The sequence below is a fragment of the Aquiflexum sp. genome (assembly GCF_977115555.1).
Window position 1 is genome coordinate 1 of sequence record NZ_CDSBKL010000122.1, and the last position, 10,513, is coordinate 10,513.

The 10,513-nt window shown below is 41.4% G+C and carries 11 protein-coding genes and 1 riboswitch; of the genes, 6 read left to right on the plus strand and 5 right to left on the minus strand.

The genetic code is table 11. The features are described from left to right. Both ACZFYI_RS09295 and crcB read right to left on the minus strand, forming a co-directional pair. Positions 1–195, minus strand: a 195-nt coding sequence (locus ACZFYI_RS09295) for an NAD-dependent epimerase/dehydratase family protein (RefSeq protein WP_462523849.1), incomplete at its 3' end; no start/stop codon positions are given. Between the two features lie 90 nt (positions 196–285). Next, complete coding sequence (gene crcB, locus ACZFYI_RS09300) at positions 286–651, minus strand: fluoride efflux transporter CrcB (RefSeq protein WP_462523850.1); 366 nt, start codon at positions 649–651, stop codon at positions 286–288. A 172-nt stretch (positions 652–823) separates the two neighbouring features. On the opposite strand from crcB, the gene ACZFYI_RS09305 reads away from it, so the two are divergent. From ACZFYI_RS09305 to ACZFYI_RS09330, 6 genes are all read left to right on the plus strand, one after another. Continuing rightward, on the plus strand, positions 824–3,637 hold the full coding sequence (locus ACZFYI_RS09305; RefSeq protein ID WP_462523851.1) for a M16 family metallopeptidase: 2,814 nt from the start codon (positions 824–826) through the stop codon (positions 3,635–3,637). Positions 3,638–3,684: 47 nt separating this feature from the next. Next, positions 3,685–4,308 carry a nicotinamide riboside transporter PnuC gene (pnuC, locus tag ACZFYI_RS09310; RefSeq protein ID WP_462523852.1) on the plus strand — a complete coding sequence of 208 codons (624 nt, stop codon included), beginning with the start codon at positions 3,685–3,687 and terminating at the stop codon, positions 4,306–4,308. Continuing rightward, positions 4,301–4,822, plus strand: a complete 522-nt coding sequence (locus ACZFYI_RS09315) for an AAA family ATPase (RefSeq protein WP_462523853.1) — start codon at positions 4,301–4,303, stop codon at positions 4,820–4,822. The genes pnuC and ACZFYI_RS09315 overlap by 8 nt, the downstream gene beginning before the upstream one ends. Before the next feature lie 164 nt (positions 4,823–4,986). Continuing rightward, positions 4,987–5,505: a hypothetical protein gene (locus ACZFYI_RS09320; RefSeq protein ID WP_462523854.1), complete on the plus strand. Its 519-nt coding sequence runs from the start codon at positions 4,987–4,989 to the stop codon at positions 5,503–5,505. Positions 5,506–5,646: 141 nt separating this feature from the next. Beyond that, on the plus strand, positions 5,647–6,711 hold the full coding sequence (locus ACZFYI_RS09325; RefSeq protein ID WP_462523855.1) for a fatty acid desaturase family protein: 1,065 nt from the start codon (positions 5,647–5,649) through the stop codon (positions 6,709–6,711). Positions 6,712–6,852: 141 nt separating this feature from the next. Then, positions 6,853–6,949, plus strand: a riboswitch (TPP riboswitch). A 178-nt stretch (positions 6,950–7,127) separates the two neighbouring features. Next, positions 7,128–9,521 carry a TonB-dependent receptor gene (locus tag ACZFYI_RS09330; RefSeq protein ID WP_462523856.1) on the plus strand — a complete coding sequence of 798 codons (2,394 nt, stop codon included), beginning with the start codon at positions 7,128–7,130 and terminating at the stop codon, positions 9,519–9,521. A 115-nt stretch (positions 9,522–9,636) separates the two neighbouring features. On the opposite strand, the gene ACZFYI_RS09335 is transcribed toward ACZFYI_RS09330, so the two are convergent. From ACZFYI_RS09335 to ACZFYI_RS09345, 3 genes are all read right to left on the minus strand, one after another. Then, entirely contained in the window at positions 9,637–10,005 is a 369-nt protein-coding gene (locus tag ACZFYI_RS09335; RefSeq protein ID WP_462523857.1) for a hypothetical protein, read from the minus strand. A 39-nt stretch (positions 10,006–10,044) separates the two neighbouring features. Next, the gene (locus tag ACZFYI_RS09340) at positions 10,045–10,233 is read right to left on the minus strand and encodes a hypothetical protein (protein ID WP_462523858.1); all 189 of its coding nucleotides are present in this window, start codon (positions 10,231–10,233) and stop codon (positions 10,045–10,047) included. 18 nt (positions 10,234–10,251) lie between these two features. Then, on the minus strand, positions 10,252–10,513 hold a 262-nt coding region (locus ACZFYI_RS09345; protein WP_462523859.1), incomplete at its 5' end, for a hypothetical protein.

A 10,513-nucleotide genomic window follows, 5' to 3' on the forward strand; every position in this document is an offset into this window, starting at 1 on the left:
GTGGATAATGCCGTCTGCCCACTCAATGGAAGCCTGGTCAATACTGTTTTTTTCAATATCCCAGGCAAAAGATTTTTGTGAGTTTTTCTTTGGATTTCTACTTAGCCAAGCGACTGCATAGCCTTCCGATTCCAATTGTTGGGTGATTTTTTTCCCAACCAAACCCGAACCACCTGTGATCAATATATTTTTCATATTCCTTTTTCTATAGGTTATAAACCAATTGAAGGGCTTTTGTTTACAATTTTTAACCTACTTAGTAAATTCTCCTTGCAATTGCCCAATTCACTTCGTCATCACATAACCCAATAACACAGCCAATATTCCAATAACCACACTTCCAAGAATATATGTCAAAGCAGTGAGGTAATTTCCTGTTTGCAATAAATTCAGGTTTTCAGAAGAGAAAGTAGAAAAGGTCGTAAATCCGCCACAAAACCCTGTGATCAAAAGCAATGACCAATCGCTGGGAATGTGTTCATTCTTGGCAAAATATCCCATCAAAAGCCCGATAATCAGGCAACCAAGTATGTTTGCCGAAAAAGTAGCAAAGGGGATTTCATTAGAAAATCTTGCCGTCCATACCTTGATCAGGTAGCGGAAAATACTTCCAACACCTCCTCCGATTCCCACCAAAATGATTTGCTTCATGGAATGAAAATTATTAGAATGTCGAATATGTAGGGAATAAAACCCATCTGAAATTAAAATTAGAGAAATAAAACAGAAAGCCCTCCTAAATTGGACCTATCATTTTTAGCTTCGCAAAACAATTTCCCAAAATTTTGACTTGATTTATAGTCGGAAAGCCAATATTACAACCATGAAGATGCCAACCAAAAAATACCATAATTTAGTCTTATTCCTTTTTTTACCTGTTTTCTCCCTTTTTGCCCAAAATGACCTGGACCAAAAAGTCCCCTTAGATCCGAGAGTACGGATCGGGAAATTAGAAAATGGACTGACTTATTACATCCAACAAAATCCAAAACCCGAAAACAAAGTAGAACTCCGACTTGCCATCAACGCCGGTTCCATCCTGGAAGAAGACGACCAATTAGGTTTGGCGCATTTCACCGAGCACATGGCCTTCAACGGAACCAAGAACTTTGAAAAAAATGAGCTGATCTCCTATCTACAATCCATCGGGATCCAATTTGGTGGAGACCTAAATGCCTACACGGGTTTTGATGAGACGGTATATATCCTGCCGATTCCTTCGGATGATGAGGAAAAACTGAGAAACGGGTTTTTGGTTTTGAGTGATTGGGCTGGTGGAATCCTGATGAAAGAAGAGGATATCGACAGCGAGCGAAGTATTATCGTGGAGGAATGGCGTACGGGTCAGGGTTACACCCAACGGATGCGTGACCAATACTTCCCGGTCATGTTCTACAATAGCCGCTATGCAGAAAGGCTTCCGATCGGCAAAATGGAAATCGTCCAAAACTTTGACTATGAAACCATCAGAAGGTTTTATAGGGATTGGTACCGGCCGGATAACATGGCCGTGGTGGCAGTCGGTGATGTAGATCCTGATAGATTGGAAGCTTTGATTTTGGAATATTTTGGAAAACTTGAAAACCCTGCCGATCCTAAAGAAAGAAAGCTTTTTGAAGTTCCCGAGCACAAGGAGACCTTCGTCAGTATCGTGACTGACAAAGAAGCTCCGGGAATCCAGATCCAGCTTTTTTACAAGCACAAAGCCCTTCCTACCCAAACCAAGGCAGATTACCGAAATTTCCTTTTGAGGACTTTTTATGGAGGGATGCTGACCCAAAGATTGGATGAAATCAGACAGAAGCCCGATGCGCCATTCATTTTTGCTGGTACAGGATATGGTAACTTTGTCCGTGACCTGGATTATTTCTCAGCTTCGGGAGTAGTCGCTGCAGGAAAGATTGAGGCTGGCATACAATCCCTGATTGTAGAAAATGAGCGCGTTGCACAATTTGGATTTACACAGCCTGAACTAGACAGGGTAAAGCGTGCCGTACTCAACAATGCTGAAAGGATCTACAAGGAAATGGATAAAGTCGAATCCCGGTCCATCGTCAACAGGTATGTCAACCATTTCTTGGAAGGGAATTTTGCTGACGGAGAAGCTTGGAAGTATGAGTTTTACAAAGAGATCATACCAAAGATCACTTTGGAAGAAGTCAATGCACTTGCCAAACAATTGGTGAGGGACGAAAACCGCGTCATCGTCATCACAGCACCTGATTCAGAAAAGGAACATTTGCCTTCCGAAAGTGAGGTTTTGGCTTTGTTTGATGCGGTGGATCAGATGAACATTGAACCATATGCAGAAAAATTATTGGCCGACAAACTGATCCAAGAGCTTCCTATTCCCGGGAAAATCACCGAAACAAAGTATGTGGAATCCATTGATATCCACGAAATCCTGCTTTCCAACGGTGTAAAAGTTTTTGTAAAGTCGACAGATTTCAAAAATGATGAGATCCTTTTTTCTGCGACAGGAAAAGGCGGCGTTTCGCTATATGATGAAAAAGACCATTATACCGCCAACTATGCAGGCGTATTGATCAATGTAATGGGGATAGGGGATTTTGCACCTTCAGACCTGAGGAAGGTTTTAGCTGGGAAATCTGTGTCCGTGACGCCAAACATCGGCTTGTATTCTCAGAATATAGCCGGTTCATTTTCACCAAAGGAAATGGAAACTGCCATGCAGTTGATCCATTTGAATTTTACCGCTCCGCGAAAAGACCAAGAACTCTTTGATGTCTATATCGCCAACCAAAAAATCCAATTGGCAAGTGCCCAAGCGAATCCAGATTACCAGTTTTCAAAGCAGGTAAGCAAAATTTTGGCAAACGGACATCCTCGGGCAGCTGCGATATTTGATCCGGAGGATTTGGACAAGGTTGATTTGGACAGGGGTTTGGAAATCTACAAAGACAGATTTGCCAATGCGGCCAATTTTGAATTTTTCTTTACCGGCAATATAGACTTGGAAACCTTCAAACCTCTTTTGGAACAATACATAGCCAGTCTTCCTTCCAATCCTGAAGCTTTGGACCAATACAGGGATTTGGGCATCCGCACCCCAAAAGGGAGGTCTGAAAGTATCTATGTCGGCACGGACGAAAAGAGTCAGGTCAATTTAATTTTCACCGGCGAGACAACTTACGACAGAAAAAAGGCCGCAGACATTATCTATTTGGGAGAAATCCTGACCATCAAGCTGATAGAATCGCTGAGGGAAGAGATCGGAGGCGTGTATGGTGTCGGAGCAAGCGGAAGCATGGGAATCCAACCGGTAGGGAATTTCTCTTTTTCAATAGGTTTTCCCTGCAGTCCGGATATGGTTGACAAGCTGACAGCTGCAGCGTGGGAGGAAGTCAAAGCGATACAGGAAAACGGACCAAGCGATGAAGATCTGAACAAAGTCAAGGAAAAAAGGAGGATATCTCTCGAAGAAAATCTCCAGCGCAATAATTATTGGCTTGGTCAGCTTTCTGCCGTAAGGACGTATGACTTACCTTGGGAAGCATTGTTGGAAGGTCAAAAGGCCATCGAGTCCATGACCAAAGAAAGAATCCAAAAAGCGGCTCAGGAATTCTTGGTCAAGGAAAACCTGTTGGAGATCAAGAAATTTCCAAAGGTGAAATAAATTCCTTACTTCATCGCTGATTATCATTTTATACCTTTATTCGCCATATGGATTTACAATGGATTTGGGAGGGAATGAAAGAAGGTGTCGCGCAGATGACTTGGTTGGAGGCTTTTGCAGTATTTTTTGGGATTGCAAGTGTCTTTTATTCGATCAAGAAAAATATCTTGGTATTCCCCACAGGGATGGTCAGCACCATCATTTACGTCTATATCTGTCTGAAGTATAAGCTTTATGCAGACATGGGCATCAATGCTTATTATTTTGCCATGTCGATCTACGGTTGGTATCTCTGGAGCAGACCTTCGGATGGAAAAGAGGAATTACCTGTAACATGGCTCGACAGAAAAGGCATCGTTCATTCCATCTTGCTTTTTTTGGGATCATATGCTATTCTGTTTTGGGTGTTGTCCAATCTCACAGACAGCGATGTGCCGGCTTGGGATTCATTTACGACGAGTTCGGCTTTTGTCGGCATGTGGCTGATGGCAAAGAAAAAGGTAGAGAATTGGATTGCTTGGATCATTACAGATATCGTTTCGGTTCCTCTGTATTTTTACAAAGGTCTGATGTTGACCTCTTTTCAGTTTTTGTTTTTCACTGTGTTGGCCACTATTGGATTGATTGCATGGATTAAATCCGCCAAAGTAGAAAGTAAAGCATATGCTTAAGAAAGTTGTCATCATCGGTCCCGAATCCACGGGAAAAAGCACTTTGGCAGAAAATCTTGCAGGTTATTTTGGCTGCCTTTGGGTTCCCGAATTTGCGAGGGAATACCTTGACAACCTGGACCGACCCTACGCCTATGATGATCTGACAGAAATTGCCAAGGGACAGATTGGTCTCGAGGATAAATTTGGCTTGAAATCCAAAGAGCTCTTGGTGTGTGATACCGACCTGAATGTGATCAAAGTTTGGAGTAATCATAGATACGGAAGAGTTCATCCATGGATTGAGGATCAGATCAAAACCCGCAAATACGATTTATACCTATTGACGGACATCGATATTCCTTGGAAGGATGACCCGCAACGGGAGCATCCTGATCCTATTATGAGAAAATATTTCTTTGACCTTTACCAAAAAATCCTTCAGGAATCCGGAGTTCCTTTTGCTTTCGTATCCGGAAATGAGGAAGAAAGGATGCAACTTTCCATAGATTTTATCCACGAAAAATTGATTTGAGTCAGAATCAAAAACAGAGGATTAGTCAAAATTTTTTCAAAGGATGATTTTTGTCAGGATAAAATTGTAATTTATGGAATAGTTTTGAAGACTTTAACCAGTATAAAACCTTATGGAACGGTCTGTTACCTAGTTTTTCAAAAACACTTTTAAACTAACCCAAAATGAAAAAAACCATCATTCTGATCTTTGCCTTGGGATTGATTTTTTCTGACCAAGCTTTTTCGCAGGACAAACCCAATCCCACAGAACCATCGAGATTGACAGGATATTTTAGTGTGCTCAATCCTTTGGTGAAATTCAGTGGAGGAGAGACCACCAATAATTTCAGTGATGGATACGTTATAGGTTTCCCATCAGGGTTTATTTTGATGGGAAAAAGCAACAAAGCCGGATTTATCTTTGAATTGGTCCCTTTGATCCAGTTCAGTGAAGGCTCGAGCCGGATGGCAAATCTGGTTTTCAATCCAGGTGTTCAGTTTCATTATCCAAAAGGATGGAACCTCAATGCCTTGTTGTCGTTTGAATCTTCAGGAAGGTATGGCTTTACACCCGTTATCAGCAAAACCATCAAAACAAGTCAGTTTAGCAGTTGGTTTGTGACAGTGCCGATGCCGGTAAGATTTGGCAATGATGATCCCGGTTCCTTGGAATTTGCTTTGCAATTGGGAGTTGCCTTTTAAAAAATGTTTAAATTTCATTTCAAACGACCATTCGTCACTCAAAATATTATTACTAACTATAATTAACCTACCTTTGTAAATAACTTGCAGACATTCAACTAGTTTGTTTCAAGAGTCAATACAATTAATACCAAATACAATATGCGTCCCCCTCGATTTAGCACAGCAACTTCCTTTCATGCCGATTTGAAGTCAAGAATCAAAAATTACTTTGCAGAAAAAAATTTAGAACCAACCGGCAACGGTTCACTCTATTTCAAAGCCATCTTGTTTGTGGTGATGTTTGTGGCAGTTTACATACATCTTGTTTTCTTTACCCCATTTTGGGCCATTGGGCTTCTCGAAGCGATCTTGCTCGGAGGTTTGGCATCAGCCATTGGATTCAATGTCATGCACGACGGCGCACATGGAAGCTTCAGCAAAAAAGAATGGGTAAATGACCTCGCTGGGGTTACTATCAATTTCCTTGGAGCCAATGTCTTCATGTGGAAAACAAAGCACAATGTAGCCCATCATTCCTTTACCAATGTGGCCGACCATGATGATGACATGAACGCGAGGCCATTTTTGAGATTGTGCCCCACCCAGAAAAAATACAAAATCCACAAATACCAGCATCACTACTTTTTATTTGTGTACTCACTTTTATACCTGTATTGGGTATTTGTGACGGATTACAAAAAATATGTACAGAAAAGAGTTGGCTCTGTGCCTATCCAAAAAATGACTTGGAAAGACCATGTTTCATTTTGGGGATTCAAAGTCATCAACCTCTTTCTCTTTATCGCTTTGCCGATATACACAGTAGGATTTTTGCCTTGGTTGGTAGGATTCTTGGTATTCGGGGTTTCAACAGGAGTTTTCCTGAGTGTAGTCTTCCAATTGGCACATTCCTTAGAGGAAACAGAATACCCTTTACCATCTGAATCCAATAAACTCGAAGACGAATGGGCGGTTCACCAGCTAAGGACCACTGCAAACTTTGCAACCGACAATAAAATCATTTCTTGGCTGGTTGGGGGATTGAATTTCCAGGTTGAGCATCACCTTTTTCCAAATATCTCCCACGTGCATTATCCTGCTATCAGCAAAATCATCAAAGAGACTTGCAGAGAATACAATATACCTTACCTCGAGCATCCCAAAATGAGATTGGCTTTTGCATCGCATGTAAACCATTTGAAAACCCTTGGGAATAGCTATTAAAGAAAAAACGATTTTCTATAAAATAATTAACACAGCCACGGATCCAATCCGTGGCTTTTTTCTTTTTCCTTCGAAAGGAATAATTCCAGAAAAGATCAAAAGAAGTTTTTGCATGTGGTGCTTTTCCCATTACATTTGCGTAAAGATCATTAGGGGTGCCTTAACAAATCGGGCTGAGATCATACCCACAATACCTGATCCGGGTAGTGCCGGCGAAGGGAAATGAGTAACTCAAATAATTAAATTGGCCATAGGGGATTTAGTCCCGGACAGGAAAATTCCTTTCCAAGCATGCATGCAATACACTATGTCAATTTTTTGATTTGGGTAAAAGGGTAAACACAAAACAGAAAATCTCCCCTGGTTTTCTGATGTTTAACCAAATGTTGCTTACGCAGCATGTTTCAAAATCATAAATGAAAAAATCAGTATTTATGCTGGCCTTTTGGCTGGTATCCTTGGCTGCCTTCGCGCAGTCAAACCTTCGGGGTGTTGTTGAAAGCGCTTCAGGGGAAGTCTTAATTGGTGCCAATGTAGTGCTCTTGGGAACAGGTAGAGGTTCCAATTCCGATCTTACCGGAAAATTTGAAATCAGGAATATTCCTGACGGAAAATATACGATTAGGGTCTCTTACCTTGGATTCGAATCATTTTCTCAAGAAATCAATCTTCCATATCCTTCCGAACTTCAGGTTGTACTTTCTCCTAGCAGTCTGCTTACCGAGGAGTTTATCGTCTATGCCACACGTGCTTCTGAGAGGACTCCCACTACCTTCAAAATGATTGATAGAAGTGATATAGCAAAGCTCAATCTCGGTCAGGATATTCCGGTTTTGCTCAATTTCACTCCTTCGGTAGTCAGTTTTTCGGATGCAGGGGCTGGAGTAGGCTACACAGGATTGAGGATCAGAGGTTCCGATCAAACCAGAATCAACGTCACCATCAATGGGATTCCCTTAAATGATGCCGAATCACATGGTGTGTTTTGGGTGAATACGCCTGATTTTGCTTCTTCAGTAGAGAATATACAGATCCAGCGTGGCGTAGGAACCTCCACCAATGGGGCGGCGACCTTTGGGGCAAGTATGAATATCCAGACTGACAGCCACCAAGAAGAAGCTTACGGAGAAATAGACAATTCCTTTGGCTCTTTCAACACTCGCCGGCACATGGTCAAAATCGGAAGTGGTCTGATCAACAATAGATGGGGTTTTGATGCCAGATTGTCACAGATAAGTTCGGACGGATTTATCGACAGGGCTTTTTCTGATCTGAAATCCTATTTCCTTACAGGTGGATATTACGGGAAAAACCATGTTGTCAAGCTGAACCTCATTTCGGGAAATGAGCAAACGTATCAAGCCTGGGAGGGGGTTCCTGAATCCTTGCTTCAAACCAATAGGACTTTCAATCCATATACTTACGACAACCAGACCGATAATTACCAACAGGATCATTACCAGCTGATTTACACAGGAAATTTGGGTAGAAATTGGAAAGCAAATGCCGGACTGCATTACACTTACGGCCGCGGTTTTTATGAGCAGTTCAGGGAAAATGACAGGCTATCCAATTATGGATTGGACCCAATACAGATCGGAGGAGAGACGATCTCCAGAACGGATATCATCAGAAGAAGGTGGCTTGACAATGATTTCTTTGGTGGGGTTTTCTCCTTCAATTATGTTACCGATGATGAAAAATGGAATGTGATTTTCGGTGGCGGAGCCAACCGCTATGACGGTGACCATTTTGGAGAAATCATCTGGATGGGAACCGCTGGAAACACCCAGATTCGTGACCGGTACTATGACAATACGGCTATTAAAGACGATGTCAACCTCTATGCAAAAGCCACATTGGAAGCTTCGAAAGGCCTGTTCCTTTTTGCAGACATGCAATTCAGGGGAATAGATTACTCTTTTGTCGGAGTCAATGATGACAGGAGAGATATTGAGGGAGATTATCAGTTCAGATTTTTCAATCCTAAACTTGGTTTGTCCTATGAAACTGGAAACGGTGAAACCTGGTATGCATCATACGCTGTTGCCAACCGTGAACCGGTCAGAAATGACTTTACAGACAGTCAGGTAGACCGAGCTCCCAAGCATGAAAATCTTCAGAATATTGAAGCAGGAATCCGTACCCAAAAAGGAAAATTGAGCTATAACGTCAACTTCTTTTATATGCGGTACAAAAATCAATTGGTATTGACCGGACAACTGAACGATGTGGGGGCTTATATCCGTGAAAATGTGGCCAATTCCTTCCGTGCAGGGATTGAGTTGGATGCTGCTTACAGGATTTCATCTAAGTGGACGATCGCAGGTAACCTGACTTTGAGCAGGAACAAAATCCAGGAGTTTACCGAATACATCGACGATTATTCCGTAGAGGATTTTAGACAGGAAGTCATTGTCCATACCAATACAAACATTGCATTTTCACCCAACATCATCAGTGCAGCGATCATTGATTTCAGACCATTCAAAAACTTTGAGGTAAGCTTGCTCAACAAATATGTGGGGAATCAATTTTTGGATAATACCCAAAATGAAAGCAGGATGCTGAATGCATTTATGACCAATGACCTCAGATTCAATTATGCATTGAGACCAAGGTTTGTCAAAAACCTTGAATTTACGCTTTTGGTGAACAATATCTTCAATCAGATGTACGAGCCCAATGGCTATACTTTCAGCTATTTCCTTCCTCTCGAAGGCACGACAGGAAGGGAATTGGTTACTGAAAATTTCTTCTATCCCCAAGCCGGGACGAATTTCCTTGCAGGTGTAAAAGTGATGTTTTGATAAGCTAAGATTGGCCCCAGACCAGGATTTATATTTCAAGGTTTGGGGTCAATTTATTTTATTCGGTTAATTTTCCGCTGAAAAGAAGAAATAACCTTTTACTTAAAATCGAAATTCACTCCAAAAGATTGATGAGCTTCTGATAATCTTCTATGGTCACCAACACTGCGTTTTTTTCCTTTTCATCCGTCCACAATGGCTTCCAATTGCCTGCTTGCCAAACTGCAAAAGTGGCGTTATCGATGAGTAAAGGAGCTATTTTATGAACAAATTCAAAATGGGCGAATTTATCACCTCCCTCAAAAACAATTTCCCCTTCCTGATTTTTTTCAGGGACAAGCCACTTCATACGGATAGGAAGATCTTCAAAATTGGGTTCTAAAAATATATAGGCTTCGTCATTGACTTGATTGAGAATGATAGAAAAAACAAGGGTTGGCTCCTCTGGGTTTTTCGCACGCTTTCCATGCCGATAAACCGTCATTTTTGCATCTCTTCTGCTTTCAATGTCATAATAGGCCGATCAGACATTCTTGAAAAAAATCCTTTCCGCATCTGCCACATGCATGGGGCTTGGTTCTTTTCCCGAATTGTTTGCTCTTTTTTCATTGAAAAAAGACATGATCAAAACAAAAACCAAAGACCCAATTCCGAAGATTTTTAATAATCGAATCAACTCAGGTGATAGGTTATCTTTGTTATTTTTTGCCATAGCAAAGCGATTGAGAACCTAAATTTTCAGAGAAATCCGAAAATCATTAAATAAACTAAGGAAATCCGTTTCGACAGGTCGTTCTCTTTTTCGTTGTATGAGTGTTCCTTCTTCGTCCCTTAAATCTTCCACCAACTCCTCTTCCTTCCCTTGAAACAAAGCGCGTATTTTATCGACAGTGATGTTAGTCGTCATTCTGAAATTTGCTGTAACAAATTCTACCGGCCGATGCCTTACTTTCCAAGCAGTAATATTGACCCGTTTTGACCGCCCAAAGTCG

Coding starts and splice junctions, on each gene's coding strand:
- crcB (WP_462523850.1), bottom strand. CDS start 651: ATGAAGCAAATCATTTTGGTGGGAATCGGAGGAGGTGTTGGAAGTATT.
- ACZFYI_RS09305 (WP_462523851.1), top strand. CDS start 824: ATGAAGATGCCAACCAAAAAATACCATAATTTAGTCTTATTCCTTTTT.
- pnuC (WP_462523852.1), top strand. CDS start 3,685: ATGGATTTACAATGGATTTGGGAGGGAATGAAAGAAGGTGTCGCGCAG.
- ACZFYI_RS09315 (WP_462523853.1), top strand. CDS start 4,301: ATGCTTAAGAAAGTTGTCATCATCGGTCCCGAATCCACGGGAAAAAGC.
- ACZFYI_RS09320 (WP_462523854.1), top strand. CDS start 4,987: ATGAAAAAAACCATCATTCTGATCTTTGCCTTGGGATTGATTTTTTCT.
- ACZFYI_RS09325 (WP_462523855.1), top strand. CDS start 5,647: ATGCGTCCCCCTCGATTTAGCACAGCAACTTCCTTTCATGCCGATTTG.
- ACZFYI_RS09330 (WP_462523856.1), top strand. CDS start 7,128: ATGAAAAAATCAGTATTTATGCTGGCCTTTTGGCTGGTATCCTTGGCT.
- ACZFYI_RS09335 (WP_462523857.1), bottom strand. CDS start 10,005: ATGACGGTTTATCGGCATGGAAAGCGTGCGAAAAACCCAGAGGAGCCA.
- ACZFYI_RS09340 (WP_462523858.1), bottom strand. CDS start 10,233: ATGGCAAAAAATAACAAAGATAACCTATCACCTGAGTTGATTCGATTA.